The sequence below is a fragment of the Zhongshania sp. genome (assembly GCF_029212375.1).
Lineage (GTDB): Bacteria > Pseudomonadota > Gammaproteobacteria > Pseudomonadales > Spongiibacteraceae > Spongiibacter.
On the sequence record NZ_JARGNU010000004.1, the window covers coordinates 205,049 to 224,427 of the forward strand.

The 19,379-nt window shown below is 52.0% G+C and carries 18 protein-coding genes; 8 read left to right on the forward strand and 10 right to left on the reverse strand.

Annotated elements, in window-relative coordinates; all coding sequences use genetic code 11:
• Positions 1–12: 12 nt before the first annotated feature.
• The 4 genes from P1U47_RS06550 (at position 13) to P1U47_RS06565 (ending at position 3,671) form a co-directional block, all read left to right on the forward strand.
• The gene (locus P1U47_RS06550; RefSeq protein WP_301027849.1) at positions 13–366 is read left to right on the forward strand and encodes a TfoX/Sxy family protein; all 354 of its coding nucleotides are present in this window, start codon (positions 13–15) and stop codon (positions 364–366) included.
• A 175-nt stretch (positions 367–541) separates the two neighbouring features.
• Positions 542–871, forward strand: coding sequence for a BolA/IbaG family iron-sulfur metabolism protein (locus tag P1U47_RS06555; RefSeq protein WP_301027850.1), 330 nt, complete (start codon positions 542–544; stop codon positions 869–871).
• A 1-nt stretch (position 872) separates the two neighbouring features.
• The gene (locus P1U47_RS06560) at positions 873–1,823 is read left to right on the forward strand and encodes a rhodanese-related sulfurtransferase (RefSeq protein ID WP_301027852.1); all 951 of its coding nucleotides are present in this window, start codon (positions 873–875) and stop codon (positions 1,821–1,823) included.
• Between the two features lie 183 nt (positions 1,824–2,006).
• Complete coding sequence (locus tag P1U47_RS06565; RefSeq protein ID WP_301027853.1) at positions 2,007–3,671, forward strand: wax ester/triacylglycerol synthase family O-acyltransferase; 1,665 nt, start codon at positions 2,007–2,009, stop codon at positions 3,669–3,671.
• Between the two features lie 100 nt (positions 3,672–3,771).
• Here the strand turns inward: P1U47_RS06565 and P1U47_RS06570 are convergent, their stop codons facing one another.
• Genes P1U47_RS06570 through P1U47_RS06590 form a run of 5 tightly spaced genes read right to left on the reverse strand, consistent with a single transcriptional unit; the run spans position 3,772 to position 10,088 of the window.
• Positions 3,772–5,160, reverse strand: a complete 1,389-nt coding sequence (locus P1U47_RS06570) for a multicopper oxidase family protein (RefSeq protein WP_301027854.1) — start codon at positions 5,158–5,160, stop codon at positions 3,772–3,774.
• A gap of 28 nt (positions 5,161–5,188) precedes the next feature.
• On the reverse strand, positions 5,189–6,271 hold the full coding sequence (locus tag P1U47_RS06575) for a DUF1513 domain-containing protein (RefSeq protein WP_301027855.1): 1,083 nt from the start codon (positions 6,269–6,271) through the stop codon (positions 5,189–5,191).
• Between the two features lie 38 nt (positions 6,272–6,309).
• Entirely contained in the window at positions 6,310–7,437 is a 1,128-nt protein-coding gene (locus P1U47_RS06580) for an imelysin family protein (RefSeq protein ID WP_301027856.1), read from the reverse strand.
• On the reverse strand, positions 7,437–8,789 hold the full coding sequence (locus tag P1U47_RS06585; protein ID WP_301027857.1) for a di-heme oxidoredictase family protein: 1,353 nt from the start codon (positions 8,787–8,789) through the stop codon (positions 7,437–7,439). Before P1U47_RS06585 ends, P1U47_RS06580 begins: the two co-directional genes overlap by 1 nt.
• A gap of 21 nt (positions 8,790–8,810) precedes the next feature.
• On the reverse strand, positions 8,811–10,088 hold the full coding sequence (locus tag P1U47_RS06590; RefSeq protein WP_301027859.1) for an imelysin family protein: 1,278 nt from the start codon (positions 10,086–10,088) through the stop codon (positions 8,811–8,813).
• A 184-nt stretch (positions 10,089–10,272) separates the two neighbouring features.
• On the opposite strand from P1U47_RS06590, the gene P1U47_RS06595 reads away from it, so the two are divergent.
• Positions 10,273–11,136 (forward strand): CoA ester lyase, encoded by an 864-nt coding sequence (locus P1U47_RS06595; RefSeq protein ID WP_301027861.1) that lies wholly within the window; start codon positions 10,273–10,275, stop codon positions 11,134–11,136.
• A 1-nt stretch (position 11,137) separates the two neighbouring features.
• Here P1U47_RS06595 and P1U47_RS06600 read toward each other — a convergent pair whose 3' ends face one another.
• Entirely contained in the window at positions 11,138–12,157 is a 1,020-nt protein-coding gene (locus tag P1U47_RS06600; RefSeq protein ID WP_301027862.1) for an alpha/beta fold hydrolase, read from the reverse strand.
• 549 nt (positions 12,158–12,706) lie between these two features.
• Between P1U47_RS06600 and P1U47_RS06605 the strand changes: the two genes are divergently transcribed.
• From P1U47_RS06605 to P1U47_RS06615, 3 genes are all read left to right on the forward strand, one after another.
• Positions 12,707–13,690, forward strand: a complete 984-nt coding sequence (locus tag P1U47_RS06605; protein ID WP_301027863.1) for an OmpA family protein — start codon at positions 12,707–12,709, stop codon at positions 13,688–13,690.
• A gap of 18 nt (positions 13,691–13,708) precedes the next feature.
• Complete coding sequence (locus P1U47_RS06610; RefSeq protein ID WP_301027864.1) at positions 13,709–15,439, forward strand: ShlB/FhaC/HecB family hemolysin secretion/activation protein; 1,731 nt, start codon at positions 13,709–13,711, stop codon at positions 15,437–15,439.
• Between the two features lie 303 nt (positions 15,440–15,742).
• Entirely contained in the window at positions 15,743–16,345 is a 603-nt protein-coding gene (locus tag P1U47_RS06615) for a hypothetical protein (RefSeq protein ID WP_301027865.1), read from the forward strand.
• Positions 16,346–16,425: 80 nt separating this feature from the next.
• On the opposite strand, the gene P1U47_RS06620 is transcribed toward P1U47_RS06615, so the two are convergent.
• From P1U47_RS06620 to P1U47_RS06635, 4 genes are read right to left on the reverse strand one after another with little or no spacing between them, the layout of a single operon-like run.
• Positions 16,426–17,787, reverse strand: coding sequence for an ATP-binding protein (locus P1U47_RS06620; RefSeq protein ID WP_301027866.1), 1,362 nt, complete (start codon positions 17,785–17,787; stop codon positions 16,426–16,428).
• On the reverse strand, positions 17,762–18,445 hold the full coding sequence (locus tag P1U47_RS06625) for a response regulator transcription factor (RefSeq protein WP_301027867.1): 684 nt from the start codon (positions 18,443–18,445) through the stop codon (positions 17,762–17,764). The genes P1U47_RS06620 and P1U47_RS06625 overlap by 26 nt, the downstream gene beginning before the upstream one ends.
• 19 nt (positions 18,446–18,464) lie before the next feature.
• Positions 18,465–18,764, reverse strand: a complete 300-nt coding sequence (locus P1U47_RS06630) for a PepSY domain-containing protein (protein ID WP_301027868.1) — start codon at positions 18,762–18,764, stop codon at positions 18,465–18,467.
• A gap of 21 nt (positions 18,765–18,785) precedes the next feature.
• Complete coding sequence (locus tag P1U47_RS06635; RefSeq protein WP_301027869.1) at positions 18,786–19,301, reverse strand: glycine zipper 2TM domain-containing protein; 516 nt, start codon at positions 19,299–19,301, stop codon at positions 18,786–18,788.
• Positions 19,302–19,379: the final 78 nt, after the last annotated feature.

Sequence of the window (19,379 nt, forward strand, 5' to 3'; positions counted from 1 at the left end):
GAGCAGGGGCCAATGGCAGCCAAGGAAAGTGCATTTATCCAGTTTTTGCTAGAGCAATTACAGTGGATGGGGCCGGTCACCGCGCGGCGTATGTTTGGCGGCTGGGGCTTGTTTTTAGAAGGCCTGATGTTTGCCTTGGTCCTTGATAACACCCTGTATTTAAAAGCTGATGCTGAAAGCCGTGGCGACTTCGACGCCTTGGGCTTGCAGCCCTTCAGCTATGAACGCGGTGGCCGCGGTATTGCACTTTCTTATTTTCAGCCGCCAGAAGAGGCCCTAGATGATGTTGAGTTGCTGCTGACATGGGCGAATGGCGCCTATGCGGCAGCGTTGCGCTCGGCGGCGGCCAAACGCCGCAAGACGTAATTCTCTGTAAAGCTAAGTCTAACGCGCAGTTTAAAGCCCCAGAAAGTGGGTGTTTATGGGGCGTAAAATCCCTGTTCGCAGCCAATCTTGCCTTCTTATTGAACAAAATTCCGCCTCATGGCAAGCATTTCTCTGTGTATAATATGCGCCGTTGTAACAATTGGGAGTGGCATAAATGCTGGTACAAGAAACAATTCAGGGCAAATTACTGGCGGCGCTGACGCCCAGCCACCTTGAGGTCATTAACGAAAGCCATATGCACAGTGTTCCTGCCAATTCTGAAACTCATTTTAAAGTGGTAGTGGTTGCCGATGCCTTTGCGACGTTACGCAAAGTGGCCCGTCAGCAGCGGGTTTATCAGATTTTGGCTGAGGAGTTAGCTGGCCCAGTTCACGCCTTGGCAATGCACACCTACAGTCCCGACGAGTGGGCGGCCCGCGCCGGCGCAGTGCCAGCATCGCCAGATTGTTTGGGCGGTAGTAAAAAGGAGCAGGGCGGAAATTAGTATGAATCAGTTTGTTGTTGCCGCACTTTATCAATTTGTTAGTCTTCCCGATTATCAGGCGCTGCGCGAGCCGCTTTTAGCCTGTTGCTTACGCGCCGAAGTGAAGGGCACTTTGCTGCTCGCAGAAGAAGGTATTAATGGCACAATTGCCGGCTCACGGGCCGGTGTCGACCAAGTGCTGGCGTATTTACGGGCAGACCCGCGTTTGGCTGGCTTGTCGCATAAAGAGTCTTTCGATAAAGAGCAGCCCTTCTATCGGATGAAGGTCAAACTGAAAAAAGAGATTGTGACCATGGGCGTCGATGGCATCGACCCCAATGACGTGGTTGGCAGCTATGTGAAGCCCCGAGATTGGAATGCGCTGATTGCCGACCCCGAAGTGTTACTGATTGATACGCGCAATGATTACGAGGTCGAAATTGGCACGTTTAAGGGCGCGGTAGACCCAAAAACCACCAGTTTTCGGGAGTTTCCAGAGTATGTGCGCGAGCATTACGACCCCGCGGTTCATAAAAAAGTGGCGATGTTTTGCACTGGTGGAATTCGCTGCGAGAAAGCCTCTGCATTTATGAAACACGAGGGTTTTGACGAGGTTTACCACCTCGAGGGCGGTATTCTCAAATACTTGGAAGAAGTCGATGAGGCGGAAAGTCTCTGGCAGGGCGAGTGTTTTGTATTTGATAATAGGGTTGCGGTAACCCACGGCTTACACACCGGTAGCCATGATCTTTGCCACGGTTGTCGGCGGCCTATTACCGACAGCGATAAGCGCAGTGAATATTTTGAAGAAGGGGTAACTTGCCCCGCGTGTTTTAACCACATCACCGAAGATCAGCGTAAGCGTTTTCGGGATCGCCAGAAGCAGGTTGAACTTGCCCGTCTGCGCAATGAATCCCATGTTGGTGCGCCGCCGCCAGCCCGTCAGCGCAAGTCTCGAAAACCCGCGCCCTAGCGCAATAAAAACAAACTTTGGCCTAAAGCTTGCTGGCAATTTTCAGCAGGCTTGGGCCTGCACGCCTTTCCTAAATTAGTTCAGCGCCGCCACCCCGAGCGCGCATCACTTTGAACGCTGGGAAATTGCTGTACTATGGAAAATACCCTAGGCTGGGAATATTAAAATAAGAGGTTAGCTTGCATGAAGCAGTTAGGTGTTCTCGATACCGCGTTTATTAATTTAGAACATGCCAATACCCCCCAACATGTTGGGGGCTTAGGTATTTACGACCCCTCAACTGCACCTGGCGGTATTGTCCGCTTTAAGGGTGTTATTGCTAATTTTGAGCGCCGCCTGCAAAAACACCCAATGTTCCGCTCTCGTCTCGTTAAAGTGCCTGGTAATGTTGATCGGCCTTACTGGATGCAAGACGCTAATTTTGATGTCGAATTTCATATCCGCCATATCGCCCTGCCGCAGCCAGGTGATTGGCGGCAGTTGTGTATTCTGGTTGCTCGGCTACACGCGCGGCCACTGGATATGAGTCGGCCCCTGTGGGAGGCCTATATCATCGAGGGCTTGGACAATATTCCAGGGGTTCCGAAGGGGGGCTTTGGCATCTACACCAAAGTGCATCACGCCTTGGTTGATGGCGCTGGCGACTCGTCAATTATGTCGGTCATTCATGATTTAGAGCCAGACCCAGCAGCAGTCCCCCAAGCTGAGTTTGTATTAACGAACGAGGTGTTACCTAACGCTTTGTATCTTATGAGTTCAGCCGCACTAAATAACCTGAAAGGCACGGTGAAATTGCTGAAAGACAGTGCGGGTATTGTGCGCGACTTGGGCAAAATGGCCATTGGCATGGCGCAAAATAAAATTCCTGTGCCGGCAGTTAGTTTCCCCCGTACTCGCTTTAACAGCCCTGTTGGCCCTTACCGTGTTTTTGAGGCTACGGAGTTTCCCCTTGCGGATATTAAGGCGATAAAAGACCTTGGCGAAGTTAAGTTTAACGACGTGGTATTGGCGATTATTTCGGGTGGTGTGCGTAAATACCTCAAACACCATAATGAGCTGCCCGATGCGAGTCTCGCGGTGTCCATTCCCCTAAATAAGCATCACCGCCGAGTTTTGAACGACGAAAAAGCTGAACAGAGCGCCGTGGTGATGGACCTCCATACCAATATTGGCGATCCGCTACAGCGCCTAAGTAAACTTTGTACTAGCGCTCAAGAGGCAAAAGTATACGGTGAGAACTCCCCCTTGGTGGATGTGCTGGGTTTGGCTGGGGTGATGTCGCCGGCGATAATGCGGCCTCTCGTTAATGCCTATGTGAATAGAGAGTTGACCCAGTATTTGCCGTCGGGAATTAGCTCGCTAGCGTCCAGCGTTGCCGGGCCGACCTATCCAGTGTATTCGGCTGGGGCGCAGATGCTCAGGTATTACGGCTTGGGTTTACTCACGCCAGGGGTGGGTTTGTCGCATTTGATCTTTAGCTCAAATGGCATTGTTACCTTATCGATCGTTGCTGATCGCGAGTCGCTAGCAGATCCCGCGTTTTACCGTGAATGTCTTGAGCAGTCTTTTGCCGAATTACTGGCCGCGGTAAAAAGTCACGCTACGCCTGAGGCGGTAACACCGCCGCCGGCAAATAGGCGGGCTCGGGCAGCAAAAGCACCGAGTAAAACTAAGCCTGCGAGCCGTGGTGGGTTACCAACCGTAAAAAAGCCGGTGGCTAAAAAAGCGAAGTCCGCCGTGAGTCAGCGGGTAGAGAAGCCCGCCACGCTAAAAGCGCAAACAAATAAGGCCGCTACGCCGCCAAACAGTGACTCGAAAGTGGTGCCCATTAATCAATCAATAAATTGAAATAGCAGCGTTAAACAGCTGTTCGTGCCATCAAGCCAGTGCCACTGCGGCACTGGCTTTTTCATGTTGCGCACTTCGGCTTTGCTCAGCTAGCGATGGCTTAGGCGATCGTGATATAGCCCATTAAACCGGTTTGCATGTGCTCAATAACATGGCAATGGAACATCCAACGGCCGGGGTTATCGGCGACAAAGGCAATTTTCGCGCGCTCGTTTTTCTCTAATAAGATGGTGTCGGTGTGGTAGGGGGTGAGGCTGCGTTTATCCGACTCCAACACCGTAAAAATCAAACCGTGAAGATGGATGGGGTGATGGTGGGGCGTGGCATTATGCAGGTCAAAAATATAGCTTTTGCCCAAGCTGAGAGTGGCCAAGGGCTCGGGCAAATGCTGATGGCTGTGATCGCTCCATGCGCGGCGGTTAATAAGCCAAAAATTGTGATCGACTTGGCCGTCTTTGCTGCTGGGCGACATTGCCCCAGCCCACTCAAAGACAAAGCTCAGGGTCTCTGCCTCGGCCAATTGCGGCGCGGCTATGGGGTTGGCGGGCAGAGCGGGAATGCCGGTTTTGGCGGCTTTTGTTTTTGCCGAGGGCACGGTTTTTAAACGACAAATTTCAATGCCAAAGCGGCCCTTCATATCGTAAATGGGAATCTCGACACCGGCTTCGCTGGGGCTGATAAGGCCGGCGTCGAGGCGCATACCCGCGCCAGTTGGGTGAACCTCGAGGGGGTAAGGTTCGGCAATAGGGCTGCCGTCAATGGCGATGACTTTGGTGTTTTTGTCGCGCAGGCTTAAATTGTAAACCCGAGTATTGTCCAAATTTAAAAAACGCAGGCGCAGGCGCTCGCCGGCCGGCACTTCAATGACGGGTTTTTGTTTGCCATTCACGGTGGCGAGGGTGCCCAATGTCCCGGCACGGGCCGCTTCTCGGGGTAGTGATAAGGGCAAGTAACTGCCGTCAGGATTTAGCCGCCAATCTTTTAAGCCAATAATCACGTCGTGGTAGTCGGGTAAGTTGTGTTCTTCAACAATCAAGGCGCCAACCAGGCCTTTGCCCAGTTGCTCGACGCTATTCATATGGGGGTGATACCAGAAGGTGCCGGCGTCGGGGCAGGTAAATTCGTAGATAAAACTACCGCCAGCGGGCACCGGTGGCTGGGTTAAATAGGGGACCCCGTCCATGGCTATATCTATACGAATGCCATGCCAGTGAATGGTGCTGGCTTCATTCAGTTTGTTTACAAACTTAACACGCAGTGGCCGGCCTTGTTTGGCGCGAATAACTGGCGCCGGAAATTGGCCATTAAAGCCAAATATCTCGCTGTCGCCGCTGTCGGCTAAGTGTGCGGTGGCGACCTCAGCGGTGAGAATATAGTCGTAGTGAGGGCCGCCGCTTTTATCCGCCGAGGCCATCGCTAAGGTGAAGCGGGGCAGTGAACTGGCGATTATCGCGGCGGCGCTGTTTTTGATTAGGCTTCGACGTTTCATAGTATTTCCCTGTTGGCGCTGCGGATTGCTAGCTCAGCAGTGTCAGGTGATTGTCCCATTGGGTACCCGCCGCATAGGCGAGGGGTGTCAGTGTAGGCTGGCCGGGTTTTAAAGCCATAAGCTGACCACTGCCATTGCTTAAAATAAATTGCGTAAAGTTGGGGTCGTAGATGGCGCCAGCGCTGTCGCGCAAGGGGTAAACCTTGAGTAATTTCTGGTGTTTTAAATCCCAAAGACAGACCACATTGTCGCGTGGGCAGCTGCTTACGGCGTGCTCGCCGCGATCGTCAATGCTGACACTGGCAATATAGTCTTTTTTGAATTGAAGGTGCTGTTCGCCGTAGTCCATGGCGGTGAGCTTGCCACCGCGGCGGTGGCTGTAAACCAGCGGCAGGCGCGAGGGCAAGCTACCTTGGAATTGCGCGCCAACCACGACTTGGCCATCGGGGCTAACATCGAGGTGGCGCAAGCTCAGCTGAAAATGCGGGGCGGCTTGACGCTCCACAATCTCACCAGAGGCAATATCTAAATAATGCAATGCAGGCGCTAGGCTGTCGGCATTTAGTGTTTCGCGCCCGCTCGCAGGTAGGGTTTTTATGCCGCCGATGGCAATTACCAGGGTTTTGCCGTCGGGCATTAGCGCCAGCTCGTGGGGGCCAATGCCGTCGCAGCTCATATGAGCAATACACTGATAACTCTGTTCGCAGTCGTAAACGCCAATGCTGCCGGCGCCGTTGTCGGCAATATTGTTTTCAGTAGTGTATAAAAAACGGCCGTCGGCACTGGTGCAGCCATGACCGTAATAGTGGTAGCCGGCATTGCTGCTAATGGTATGCCGCAAGGCGCCGCTGCGGGCGTCGATGATATACATCTCGCGGCCAGGCCGGCGTGAGAAAAACACGAGCTCTTGGCGCTGGCGGTGGAATAGGCTGTCGTGTCCGCGGTGGGGGATGGTTTTGCTAATTTGCCAGTGGTCATCGCGCCACAGGCCAATATGTTTGCCCGCGGTATCGCTGGCGGCGCTGAGCACCGGCGTAAAATTCGCTGACTTGGCCAGCGCTGGCGCGCATAACAGGGCCGTGGCGGAGAGTATAAAATGGCGTCGCTGCATGGTGCTTGTGGGGCTCCTAATGCCGAATACAGATGGACTTAGTCGCCGTCTTTGGCGTTAAAACCGAGGCTGATTCCCAATGCCTCGGGCAGGTCCGTTCTCAGCAAGCTAAGCAATTGGCTAAGTTCACTTTGAAAGGCGATTAGCTCGGCTTGCTCGCGGGGCTTGGCAGTGCTGAACAGGCTGTTTGGTATGGCTTTGGCGCTAGCAATACTGCTAGTAAAGCCTTGCTGAATTTTTGTGCTTAAGTCGCCGCGCTGCTTAACATCAGTTAGATAGTCATCTAAGCCGTAGCCGTCATTGGCGTTAAACAGAGTTTGTAAGCTATTTAAATTGGCGGTAATGGCTTCTTTGGCGTACTGGCTGCGCCACCATTCCAACAGGTAAATCTGGGCGCGGCCGGTGTCGCTGTCTAGGCCGAGTGGTCGTTCAAATTTGTCACGCTTAATCAGTTCAACTCCCGCCACTAAGGTGTCGAGTAAATTGGCGAGAGCAATGCTGTCGTCGGGGTATTCGGGGTTGTTTTTGCCGGTCTTTATAAAGCTGTGTAGATAGTCGCCGCCCTCGGGGCGCCACGCATCGTATAAGCCTGCTGCGACTCCGTGCAGATGGGTGGCTACGGCGACCAGAAGGTCGCAGCGACGAGCGCCGGTGGCATTGCTGTAGCTGTCGAGCTTGCCGGCCGCTTGGTCAAACAGTAAATATTCAAGTGAAGATAAGCCTTGAACCACTACGCTGCTGTCGTCGATACGCTTGATGTCGAGTGCTTCCTCGCTGCGCAATAGCGTTTCTACCTTGCGGGCGATGAGGTTTTTCTTGTCTGGCCAAAACTGAATTTTCCACGCTTGATTGTCGACCAGTAAGGGGCCGAACTGGAGATTTTGTACTCCAGACCAAGCGATAACACTGCGCCGCCACTGGGTGCGGACTTCCTCAAAGGTCTCGCTGCTTTGAGTGGGCGCTGCGCAAAACTGAGCGGCGGCTTCGGCGAGTTGCAGGCTTGTCGTTGAAAACTCGTGGTAGCTAGTTAGGATGTAGCGTTCGCTGGTATCCGCTAGTACTTTGGCGGCGGGGGGCGGGCTGCAGGCGGCGATCAAACTAACGGCGCTGACCGCGAGTGCGCCGCGGGCCATGGATTTTATGGTTTGAGTAGTTATTGCGATCATTACAGTGCCTTTAGAAAATTCAGCAGGAAATGTTGTGAATTAGAGTCGAGTTGCAAATATTGCTGGCGACTTAATTGGGCTTCGCCGCCGTGCCAGAATATGGCGGCGTGAATTGAGTTGGCGCGGCCATCGTGAAGTAGCCGCGTATGGTCTGGATCTATGCTGCGCATACCCAGCCCCCACAGCGGCGCCGTGCGCCATTCGGTGGCGGGAGTGTTGTCGGTGTTGTGCTCATCGGCGAGTGCTGGGCCCATATCGTGGAGCAGTAGATCACTAAAGGGGTAAATGGTTTCGCTGCGAGCTAGGGTACTCGAGTTAGCCGGCTGCGGGTAGCTTGCGCGAATATGGGTCTGCGTTGCGGGAATATGGCAGGCGGCGCAGCCGAGTTGCTGAAACACGCTAAAGCCTTTTTCAAAGTCGGCGTTATGACGCGGGCTGGGTATGGCGAGATTGGCAATGTAGTTGGTTACTGCGTCCAATAATTTCGCGCTGATTTCATGTTCGTGTTGAGTTTCGCAATTAGGCGTATTTGCTGGGCAATTAGCTGCGGGATAAATGGGCGAGCGAATACCAATATCTTGGCTAAAGGCCAATGCAATTTGTTGTTTTAAGCTACTTTGGCTGGCCTTCCAGCCAAATTTGCCTGGCCGAAAGCGCTGGCTTGCTGCATCCCAGCGTTGAATAGCGCGGCCAGAAATACCATTGCCGTCGCGGTCATCGGGGTCGCTGTGGCGCAAAATGTCTTCATCACTGATGCCGTCGAGCAAGCCCATGCCAATCAGTGCTGGCGCGAGGCGAGCTGAATACGCTAGCTCGCTGGTGTCGCCGTATTGGCCATTTTTAATGTAGTAACGGCGGTGATTCAACGGAGCCACTATGCCCTGTCTATTCGCGAGTAATGCCGATACGGTTTGCCAAGTAATTTGGCCTTCGGCGAGGGTGCCGGTGAGGGCGTGATCTTGCAGCTGCTCGCCGTAGGCTTGGTGCTGTGCGCCGCTGGGCGCGATGCGCAAAATTAAGCCTGGTCCGTGTTCGGGCAGCTGGCCTTGGCCGTTATATTGGTGACAGCCGACACAGCTATTGGCATTGAATAAGGGACCGAGTCCGTCTCTGGCGGTGGTGCTGGCTGGGCCGCTGACCCAAGCTTGGGTCGCAAAACTTTTACCCACCGCCCAGTCGAGTTGCTGTTCAATGCTGAGCTGTGGCTGGGCTTGCAGCAGCAGGCGTGGCGAACCTTGCTCGCGGCTAAAACTCATTGCGCTGGGGTAGGGTGTAGGCAGAGGGCTTTCACAGGCGAGCAAACTGAGCAAACCTATACAAAGCATGGCTTTAGCGAGTACTAAAGCCAGCATTGAGCGCCGACTTTTCAAAGCTTATATGCCTGTTGCTGTGGGGTCGATCTGTATCGCGCTTGCGGCAGCCTCAAAGGCGGGGGTTTGGACGACTAAGGCGGCGAGTATATCGCTAAGGATTTTTTCGCCCTGCTTATTGCCTTCAGCGATCAACATGTCGAATTTCACTGGGTTTTGCGCGGCCTCGGCGGTGTCGCTTAATACTTTGAGGCTGGCCATGGTGTCGCTCAAGGCCTTGCGGGTTTTGTTGTCGATTGCTGGCTTAGCTTGGCGGACAAGGTCGCCCAGTGCGGGCCCGCTAAGAATGCTGCCATCTAGACGTTGATAGCGACCGAGATACAGGTTTTCGATACCGAGTCCATTATAGTAATGAGACCAGTGGGTGTTGTCGCTAAAGCAGTCGTGTTCATCTTCGGTGGAATTGGCCTCTAAAGAGACCTTTATACGCTCGCCGCCCAATTCACCTAGCGACAGCGAGCCCATGCCACTAAACATCCGCGCTAAGACAATATCGCTTTTAAGGCCGAGTAGCTGCGCGCGGTAGTTGTCGGTTTTGTTCGGCGCCCACTGTTTTGTCATATAGCTGAGGTCGTCGACAAGAACACTGACCGCGCTGCGCAAATACGCGGCGCGGCGGTCACAGTTGCGGTGGCTGCAGTTATCGCCAAGGCTGTAATCGGTGTAGGGGCGCTCGCCTGCGCCGAGTTCATGGCCGTGGAGATCTTGTCCCCAGAGCAAGAACTCGATCGCGTGGTAGCCCGTGGCGACGTTGGCAGCCGAGCCGCCAAGTTCGTGTAGGCTGCGCAGTAATTCGGGGGTGATGGCGCTGGCGTCGAGCACTTCGCCGCCCAGATTAATAGTTGGATTGCCAATAATGTTGAGACTACCGCCAATATTGCCCAGCGCGGCGAAGTAGTCTTCTGCTACGTAGTCAATTAAGCCCTCGTCGAGGGGCCAGCTATTTAGCTTGTATTCCCAGTCGTCTACGACGGGGTTGCCAAACCGAAACACCTCGCTCTGCTGATAGGGGATGCGGGCGGTTTTCCACGCCTGTTGCGCGGCGACTAAGCCTGCTGGGCTTGGTGCTTTTAATAAGGCCTCGACCTTGGTTTGCAATTGACGGGCGCTACTTTCAGCGTCGCTGTACACGGCGTAGGCAAGTTCGGCGTAGTGTTTGACTACCGCTTGAGCCGTCACTGCGTTGGGCTTTTTGGTGTTGCCGCTGTCATTAGCATGAAGCAGGCTGGAGAGCATAAGGCAGCTGATAAGGACTAAAATCTGGCGAAACAGCGCTGGCATTAACAGACTCCGCATATTCAGTAATACTCCGCGACCGGAGTAGGGGCGGATATTCTACCTGTTATTGATAATGATTCGCAATTAATGCTTATGATTAGTGCAGTGGTCTAACTGGTCTGAGCTTGCTTGGGCTGTGTTAAACTGCGGTTTTACCCTATTTCATTCTAAAGAGAGAATTTTTGCTATGGCCGCTAATCCGCGTCGCTCAGTGCTGTATATGCCCGGTTCCAATGCTCGGGCCCTAGACAAAGCGCGGGGGCTTGATGCCGATGTTCTCATCTTAGATTTAGAAGATGCGGTTGCGCCTGAGCAAAAAGCTGTGGCACGGGAGCAGGTGCTGGCAGCGGTTATGGCCGGTGGTTACGGCAGGCGTGAGCTAGTGGTGCGGGTGAATGCCTTTGACACCGAGTGGGGGCGCAAAGATATTGAGGCCTTTGCAACGGCGCCGATTTCTGCGCTGTGCTTGCCCAAGGTTGAGTCGGCGCAGGAAATTCACGCGGTGGTTCAGGTATTGCAACAGGCTGGCGCAGCCGCCAGTTTAAAATTGTGGGCAATGGCGGAAACGCCGCGAGGAATTTTGGCGGTTAACGAGATTGCGGGTGCCCATGCGCGCATGGACGCTATTGTGCTGGGAACCTCTGATCTTGCCAAAGATTTGCGGGTGCCACATACGCCACAGCGCTTGGGAATGTTAACGTCCTTGGGGCTGTGTGTGCTGGCGGCCAGAGCCAATGGTATTGATGTGTTTGACGGCGTGCATTTAGATCTTGATGACGAAGCGGGTTTGGCGCTGGCTTGCGAGCAGGGGGTTGAGTTGGGTTTTGATGGCAAAACCTTGATTCACCCCAAGCAAATTGCGGTGACCAATAAGGCCTTCTCACCCTCGGCGGAAGCCTTGGCGCGGGCAGAGAAGATCCAAGTGGCTTGGCAACAAGCTCAAGCCGAGGGCAAGGGCGTGGTGTTGGTTGATGGCCGCTTGGTTGAGGCGTTGCATGTTGAAGAGGCTGTGCGTTTGCTGGCGGTTGCCGAGCAAATCGCGCGGGCTTAACTCAATCGCTGGCTAACGTGTGCAGTTTTGCTGGGTCGCCACTGGGGTAGCGCCGGAGATTGATTAATTCCAGTAGGCGGCCGTCTAGCCAGCTGTCGAGCTGGTAGTTTTTCATAAAGCCACAGTGACCGCCGTAGCGTTTGGTTTCAATGCTGAGGTGCTCACTATTGGCTAGGCGTGCAAAATCTTCGGCAAGAATAATAGGATCGTCCTGCGCGGCAATGATGTGTGCGGGTGAGCTTAAGGTGCTGAGGGCTTCTTCGGCGATAGAATAGGCGCGGAAATAGTCTTCAACATTGCTGAAAGGCGTGTGATGCGGAATAAAATAGCTGTTCATGTCGCGCAGGGTTTTTAGCTTAAATAAACTTTTTTGATAGCCCAGCTCTGGGTAAAGATTGATTTTTTTACGCAGCGACTGCTGCCACTTCCGTACAAAGTACTGCTCGTAAACCCACCAGCCTTGTTCTAGCGCCGTCATGGTTTTTGCGGGGTCGACTACTGGGCAAATAGCAACGGTTTGCTTTATGTCTAAATCTGCTTCAGTGGCTTTCGCGGCGACCCGCAGGGCAAAATTGCCACCGAGTGAGAAGCCCGCCAAAAACTGCCAAGGCTGGGGGTAGATTTCATGGATTGCGGCGATGGCACCGACCACCTCGTCGAGACGTGCAGAATTAAAAAGTTCGCGGTTAAGGTGGTGGCTGGGGCCGTGGTCGCGAAGATTTAAACGGAATATATCGTAGCCCGCTTGGTATAAAGCGCCGCCGGACGAGAGCATATACGTTGATTGTGAACTGCCTTCCCAACCGTGAATGAGCGTGACTAGACCTTTGCTGCGCTTGGGCTGGGCGGCGTACTCGCCGAGGAGTTGATGGCCGTTGCCGCAATCCAAAATAACGGTTTTGCTGGCCGCTAGCATCGCCCGAGCGCGGGGATAGCTGCGCAATTTGCGCAGCCCAGTCGATGCGAGGATAGATTGGGCGTGGGGGTTTTTTAGCAGCCCGCTTGGGGCAAAGTCGCTCATGGTGTGTCCTGAATAAGATTCTCGTGAAGATCTATTGGGCTGTGTGGAGTGCCGCTTGTTCCCGTCGCTGCATGAGCTTAGTAAGGGGGCTGCACTGAGTGGGTCACGAGTTAGGGTCAATCATTTATCGAAGGCAGTATGCCATGGCCGTTATTAATGACCAATTATTGCAACATTTAGGCAGTTCGAGTAACGCGGAAATTTCCCATTGGCAGGGCGTAGGGGCTCGCCTGCTGATCCTTGCCTAGATACCGTATTGCCGAGGGTAATGGGTGTTCATTGTTAAGTGTGGCGGCGCTTTGTTCGAGTAGTACCTGAGCTAAACCTCGGAAGTTAGCGGATAATTACCATTTTTATATTGAACTATTCGGGTAGAATCGCAGTAGGCCTTTACTCATTCAGGGCTTGATTTTTTGCGGTTTGGTAAAGCTGCACTGCTATGCCACACTATACTTACACTGTAAGCAAATTGGGTTGAAACCAAGAATTGCTCATATTACCACCTAAAAACAGTGCCCAGATTGCATTTATGCGGAGTATTAGGACCTTTTGGCTCGATTAGCGCAGTTACTTTTTTTAACGTTAAGCGTTATTGCTATATCGCCAAGTTTACGTGCCCAATTGATTAACGTGCAGCTATTGGGTAACTCACTGACGGCGCCAGTAACCGATTTGCTGTCTAATGTTGATCTTTTGAATGAAGAAGCCGGCGGCTTGGGTGTTTTACTCGAGGTGGATGTGCTTGGTGACAACGGCTTACTGGGTGTAAGTGTTAGCGGCCAAGATATATTGCTTTTGGGTGCGCCAGTGGCAGATGACCCTACTGGAAGCGTTCTTGCGCCGTTAATGGATTTGGGTGGTTCGCAGGGCGCGGTGCTTGAGTTTTTGCAGGACACCGCGAGTGATGGCGATATCAATCCAACGGTGCTCACAGTAGTACTGCCGGGTTCTGGTGATGCGTCGAACGGCGGTATTGATAACAGTAAAGATAAAGTAATGAAGCCCGCAAGTGACTCCGCTGAAGAGTTACCAAAAGACAGCGGGTATCGATGCGTAGATAATGATCGCGACAATGTTTGCGACAGCCACGACCAATGCCTCGATTCAGCGCCTCATGCCATTGTTTTACCCTCGGGATGTCATCTTGATGCCAAAACCCCACTGGCACTGCGAGATGTGACCTTTGCGGTTGATACGGCACTATTAACAGCCTCGTCTACGGCGACCCTGCGACAAGCAGCGAAGATGCTGAAAGCAAACCAAAATCTACAGATTGAAATTGGCGGCCATACCGACGATTTGGGTAGTGAAAATTATAATCAGCGTTTATCTGAACGCAGAGCTGTGGCCGTAAAAAAATACTTTCTGGCTGAGGGTGTTCCTGAGTCGATGCTTTCAGTTCGCGGTTATGGTGAGAGCCGGCCAGTTGTAGCGACGGATTCCCTTGAGGGCAATGAATTACTTGCCGCTCGAACGCGGAATCGGCGTGTTGAACTGCGTGTCCTTAAGGGCGACCCTAAGCCTAGCGAATAGCGTTACACTGGAGAAATTATGGCTATCGATTTACCACCACTTATACCACCACAGGCCTCGACGGCAGAGCGAATAGAGCAATATTCAGCTCAGCATTCAGAGAGCGTTATTGCGGTCAAAGTCGGTGATTATGATTTGCGAATTTCGGGGAATCGCTATTTAACTCGCGAGCAAATTGACATGATAATGGGGGCGGCAAAATCCCCCGCGCAGGCGGTGAATGCGCTAAATCAAGCGTATTATCAATTAGGGCATTTGTTAGTTACTGTGTATTTTGCCCAGCGAGATAAAACCATTTTTGCCCATGTCATTAATGGTAAATTGGCAGCAATCAAAGCCCCCGACAGTATTACGCCCTATTTTTCGGGCTTGGTTGGTGATGAAGATTTACGGAAATCTGAATTTGGCGGCAAGCAGGTGCTCGCCAATTTAAAAAGTGATCGTGCAGGGCTCGATTACGCGGTGACCTACCAAGTTGCCGGCGATCCTGCAGCTTATACTTTGGTATTTACCGAGAGACCTAAAGTAGACCACGACAGTACCGAGCTGAGTGTTAGTGCTAATAATTTTGGTAATCGTTTCCTAGGTCGTTATTTTGGCAATGTCTCACTTAAACACGATTTTAGTAGCGGAATAGATGCCTTGTTGTCTTACGACAGGGCGCTTACCGAGTTTGGTGAGGTCAATGGCGGCGATTATTACGACGGGTATACCTTTAGGTTGAGTTATCCGAGTAGTTTTGGCCTGTATGGAATAGAGGCGCGTTATACAGAATACCAGCGCGACACAGAGGTTTTGCTTGAAGGTGGCGTAGCTGCAGAGCAAACCAGTGGGAATTCGGGGGGGCTGTGCGCAATACCACTGCTTTGTGATATCAGTAGTGGCTTACTTGGTCTTGACTTGGGTTTACCGAGCGACTCGTCACTCCCATCTTCCGGTGGCGGGAGTACCACACTTCATCTTTATTCAGAAACGACATCGGTCGCCCTAACTGGGGAGCAGGTCATTAGTGGTGATAGTTATCATCGTTTCACGAGCTCCCAGCGACTGGAAAAAATTGACAGTTTTATTGATGTAAAGAATGTCGGCCTTGCGTTGGATGAACCCCATACCACCCTAGAGTTGGGGCTTAAATACAATAAATTGCTGCGCTTATTTGGTGTTGGTAGCCAGTTAACTGCGCAGGGTTTTGTCGAGGCGGGTTTAGAGGGTGATGCGGGCACATTAGGCACAGATAGCCGTGAGGGTGTAGTGGCAGTAGGCCGGCGAACGGGTGAGTTTGTGGTATTTAAGCCCCGTGCGGGGCTTAAAATGGCCGTGGCCGACTGGGCCAGTATTAAGTTCGATGTAATTGGCCAATTTTCAAATAATCAGCAGTTACCGCTGCAACAGCAATTTTTTCTCGGCGGTGGTAGTGGCCTCAGCGCATATTTACCAGGTGTTTTGGTTGGTGATTCGGGTGTGTATAGCAAGCTCTCATTAGAGAGCAATGGCCTGCCATTCTTAGGCTTACAGTTCAAACCCTCGCTTTTTATTGAGCATGGTGAAGTGTGGTACGAAGATGCCGCTGGTCAATCCGGTGACGTGCGGGCAATCGCTGATGCGGGTTTCACCCTAGAAGCGGAATTGGGGAAATACCTTAAAACTGAATTGATCGCTGCAACACCAATTTACGATGATAATCTTGACGAAGATGCCTTATCTGCTCTAGAAGTGGATTTCTTTTGGCGTATAAAGCTCAGTTTCTAATGTAAGAAAATGCAGTATTGCGCTGCCGAGAACATTCTCGGTAGCTGGCTTACATTCAACATTCCGCTTAATTTTCTAAACTCGCCGCCTATCTGTCTTTATCTGTAGTGCTCAATGTTGCAGCTATGTGTCGTAGTTTGGGCGATTTCACCATGATTGGCATTTTATTGTGAGCAATACCACATTCAAGTGTAGGTATTAGTGCGTAGTATTCGGGTGTGGACAGCGGTTAAACTAAAATTTAATCGTGCTTAACCAAATTGATAACAATGAATAACGCTTACTAAAAGCATTGGGGATATTATGAAAACTACAAAAATTAAAAAAGTAGCCTTGGCTGTCGCACTTGTATCAGGAAGTGCATTAAGTTTCGCAGGCCCGTTGGCGCCGGTTATTGATGTGTTATCTGCCATCGATGCTCAGCTTGGGAGTGCCGGCGGTGGTCTTCCAGGTTTAGATGCATTACCTGTAGATCTGTTGCTAGTTGGTGGCGGTTTACCTAGTTTAGATGCATTACCTGTAGATCTGTTGCTTGTTGGTGGCGGTTTACCTAGTTTAGATTCACTACCAGTTGACCCAACGGCCTTAGTTGGTGGCGGTTTGCCGGATCTGCTGATTTTGGGTTCGCTACCCGCCGACCCAACTTCAATAGTGGGTGATTTACTCGCGACGATTACTTCTTCATTGGGTGGCGGTGTACCGACTCTGCCTGGTTTGGGTGCATTGCCAGTTGATCCAACTTCTTTACTTGGCGGCGATGTGACTGGCCTGCTGGTTTTGGGTTCACTGCCAGCTGACCCCACCTCCTTAGTGGGTGATTTACTCGCTACCGTTACTTCTTTGCTGGGCGGTGGCGTACCGAGCTTACCCGGTTTAGCTGCGATTCCGGTTGCTCTGCCTATCTAAAACACATACATACCGACGATTTAAGCGGTATTTACTAAATCTAAAAGGTCAGTTGCCTAGCAGCTGGCCTTTTTTGTTAATCAGCGTATTGGCAGTGCGAGTGTAACTTGCAGACCACCTAAGGGTGAGTCGCTAAAGTGTATTTCGCCATCATAGCTGTCGACAATGTCACGAACAATCGCCAAGCCTAAACCATGCCCTTGGCCGTACTGGTCGCCACGTAAGCCCCGTTGCAAGAGTTGCTGGCGCTGTTCTTCTGTCATTCCTGGGCCATCATCATCAATGTGGATGTGGCACGAGTGTTGGTTTTCGGTCGCAGTGATTCTAATTTTGTGCCGGCAGGCCTTGCTGGCATTGTCTAGAAGGTTTCCGAAAAGCTCCATGGCATCCTGCTCGTCGATAGCGAGGGCAAGCTTGCTGGGTAATTGATTTTGAAACTGAGGCGCTTTGTCTCGATAAACTTTCTCTAAGGATTGGCTGAGACGAGCAATCAAGGCTTTAATTGGGGTTTTTCGGGCTAAGTGCTGCTTGCCACTACTGACCGCGCGCTTTAATTGATAGTTGATAATATTGTCCATGCGCGTGATTTGTTCTTGTAAGGCATTAGCGTCAGTGCTGCCGGATTTTAATACGGCTAAGGGCGTTTTAAGGCTGTGAGCGAGGTCGGCAAGGGTGTTGCGATAGCGTTCGCGCTGCTTTTTCTCTTTGTCGAGTAATTGGTTTAAATTGTCGGTGATACCGCGTAACTCGCGGGGGTAATTGGTGCTGAGCTTTAGGGTTTCACCGTGCTCTAGGCGGCGGAGGTCGCGCGCAAGCTCGCGCAGTGGGCGAAGCCCCCAGTACAGAATAAAAGCGCTGATAAATAATGACAGAATCAGCACTAAGCTCAGCCACAAGCTGAGCTGCGCGCGGAAATTTTTGCGTTCGGTCAAGAAAGTGCTTTGCTGGGAATACAAAGAAAATAATAGGGGTACTTCACTATCCTCTTCGGTCTCCCAGATGGCATGGTAATGAAAAGTAAAAAACGGTTTATTGTTTATTTTCGTATCGCCAAATAATTCTCGGCCAGAGCGAGGCATGTCTTTTGGGGAGGGAAGGTTTAAGGTGTCGCTCGATACTGAGCGCCATACTACTGCGCCGTTGCGCTCTCTTATCTCAGCGTACAAGCCTGAGCGAAACTGCCAGAAGCGAGGCTCTTTCAGTCTATCGCCCATCTCAAAATTGCCATCCTGCCACTCGATGGCGCCGAGTAAACCAAAAAATTGCAGTCGCAGCTGCTCTTGTTCGGCGCTAATTAAGCTACTGGTGTGGGCTCGGTCAATTGCCACGCCTGTTAAACCGAGCAGCAGCGGCATTAAGGTGAGGCTGGCAACAATTAGACGGCGGGTAATGGAGCCGGGGCGGGTGCTGGGCATGTTAGTGCTGGGTTTCGCTAAGCTCAAAACGGTAGCCCCTACCGCGCAGGGTAGAAATGGGCTTTAACGTATTTGCTGGGTCAATTTTTTTGCGCAGCCGGGCGATAAAGACTTCGATAACATTGCTGTCGCGATCAAAGTCTTGATCGTATAGGTGTTCAGTTAAGTCGGTTTTTGACACCACTTGGCCGCTGCGCATGGCCATAAATTCTAGGGCATTGTATTCGTAAGCGGTGAGTTCCAACGGTTGCTTATTTAGCAGTGCGCGCTTGGCGCCGGTGTCAATGGTCAGGCAGCCGAACTCTAGTTGCGGGCTGGCAAATCCGGCTGAGCGGCGAATTAGGGCATTGGCCCTCGCCATAACTTCTTCAATTTGAAAGGGTTTGGCAACGTAGTCGTCGGCACCACTTTCGAGCCCCTCGACTTTGTCTTGCCAGCGGTCCCTTGCGGTTAATATTAATACGGGGAATTTGCGACCTTCGCCACGCCACTGTTTTATAACGCTAATACCGTCTAATTTTGGTAGGCCAAGATCAACCACGGCGAGATCGTAGGGGTTTTCCTGCCCTAGAAAAAGTCCTTCGCCGCCATCGGCGGCGCAGTCACAGGCGTAGCCAGCCTGTTCAAATTGACGACGAAGCTGTTCTAGCAGCAATAGCTCGTCTTCTACAATTAGTATGCGCATAGAAATATCCGGTCAGCGATTAATCAATGGTGACGTTTTTGATTTTGCCATTATCTTGCAGAATACGTACGCGGTAGCCTGATCCCGCTTTTTGTGCACCTACGGCTCGGCCGCCATAACGCCGCTCGGCAATACTAATGGCCTCACTGGCCGTCATACTTTCCCTTGCTCGTGTATCTAAGCGCTGTTCAAATTGGGGCCGCTCAGGAAGTCCTAGGTGGCCCCCCGTTGCGCCGCGCAGAGGGTCGGCATTCAGTTGCGCGGCCAGAATACAGGCGCCGGCCAATATGCCTACTTTGTACAGCTCTCTTCTGCTCATAGAATTCCTAGGCATTCGCCCTTACCCGCGGGGAGTAACGTTCACGTCAATCTCAATTTGCTTACCTGGATTATAGGGTAAACGAGTATGATAAATCTCGCCCTGATAGCGATAGCTGACATTGTAGCCAACAATTTCATCTCGCCATTCACGGCGATCCTGAATTTCGCAGCGATCAACGGTTTCGTAGTGGCTGCCGGTTCGCCGTCGCGAAATATCGGTGGCAACAGTGGCGCCGAGTACCGCGCCCACTACGGTGCCAACGCGCTTATTACTTTTATGGTGGCCCAACTCATTGCCCAGTGCGCCACCTAATATCGCGCCAATAATCGGCGCGCTATTACTGCGGCGCTCTTCATAAGCGACGGTTTCTTGCCAGCAGTGCTCCTGCGGAACAGAGTAGGAAATGCGCTCATAAATGGGGGTGGCTTGGGTAACCCAAGCCATGCGAGTTGTGCTGTGACTGTACTGACGATGGTCGGCAACAGTGACACTTGAGCACGCAATGAGTAGGGGAATTACAGAGTACTTCAACATGGCATATACTCCCTTGAGTAGTTAGCATGAAGTTTACGTGGCTGAGGCTGAACTAAAGCTGAATAAACCAGTGCTTTG

Excerpts from the sequence above, each read along its gene's own strand:
- P1U47_RS06550 (WP_301027849.1), top strand. The coding sequence starts at position 13 with ATGGCAGCCAAGGAAAGTGCATTTATCCAGTTTTTGCTAGAGCAATTA.
- P1U47_RS06555 (WP_301027850.1), top strand. The coding sequence starts at position 542 with ATGCTGGTACAAGAAACAATTCAGGGCAAATTACTGGCGGCGCTGACG.
- P1U47_RS06560 (WP_301027852.1), top strand. The coding sequence starts at position 873 with ATGAATCAGTTTGTTGTTGCCGCACTTTATCAATTTGTTAGTCTTCCC.
- P1U47_RS06565 (WP_301027853.1), top strand. The coding sequence starts at position 2,007 with ATGAAGCAGTTAGGTGTTCTCGATACCGCGTTTATTAATTTAGAACAT.
- P1U47_RS06570 (WP_301027854.1), bottom strand. The coding sequence starts at position 5,160 with ATGAAACGTCGAAGCCTAATCAAAAACAGCGCCGCCGCGATAATCGCC.
- P1U47_RS06575 (WP_301027855.1), bottom strand. The coding sequence starts at position 6,271 with ATGCAGCGACGCCATTTTATACTCTCCGCCACGGCCCTGTTATGCGCG.
- P1U47_RS06580 (WP_301027856.1), bottom strand. The coding sequence starts at position 7,437 with ATGATCGCAATAACTACTCAAACCATAAAATCCATGGCCCGCGGCGCA.
- P1U47_RS06585 (WP_301027857.1), bottom strand. The coding sequence starts at position 8,789 with ATGCTGGCTTTAGTACTCGCTAAAGCCATGCTTTGTATAGGTTTGCTC.
- P1U47_RS06590 (WP_301027859.1), bottom strand. The coding sequence starts at position 10,088 with ATGCCAGCGCTGTTTCGCCAGATTTTAGTCCTTATCAGCTGCCTTATG.
- P1U47_RS06595 (WP_301027861.1), top strand. The coding sequence starts at position 10,273 with ATGGCCGCTAATCCGCGTCGCTCAGTGCTGTATATGCCCGGTTCCAAT.
- P1U47_RS06600 (WP_301027862.1), bottom strand. The coding sequence starts at position 12,157 with ATGAGCGACTTTGCCCCAAGCGGGCTGCTAAAAAACCCCCACGCCCAA.
- P1U47_RS06610 (WP_301027864.1), top strand. The coding sequence starts at position 13,709 with ATGGCTATCGATTTACCACCACTTATACCACCACAGGCCTCGACGGCA.
- P1U47_RS06615 (WP_301027865.1), top strand. The coding sequence starts at position 15,743 with ATGAAAACTACAAAAATTAAAAAAGTAGCCTTGGCTGTCGCACTTGTA.
- P1U47_RS06625 (WP_301027867.1), bottom strand. The coding sequence starts at position 18,445 with ATGCGCATACTAATTGTAGAAGACGAGCTATTGCTGCTAGAACAGCTT.
- P1U47_RS06630 (WP_301027868.1), bottom strand. The coding sequence starts at position 18,764 with ATGAGCAGAAGAGAGCTGTACAAAGTAGGCATATTGGCCGGCGCCTGT.
- P1U47_RS06635 (WP_301027869.1), bottom strand. The coding sequence starts at position 19,301 with ATGTTGAAGTACTCTGTAATTCCCCTACTCATTGCGTGCTCAAGTGTC.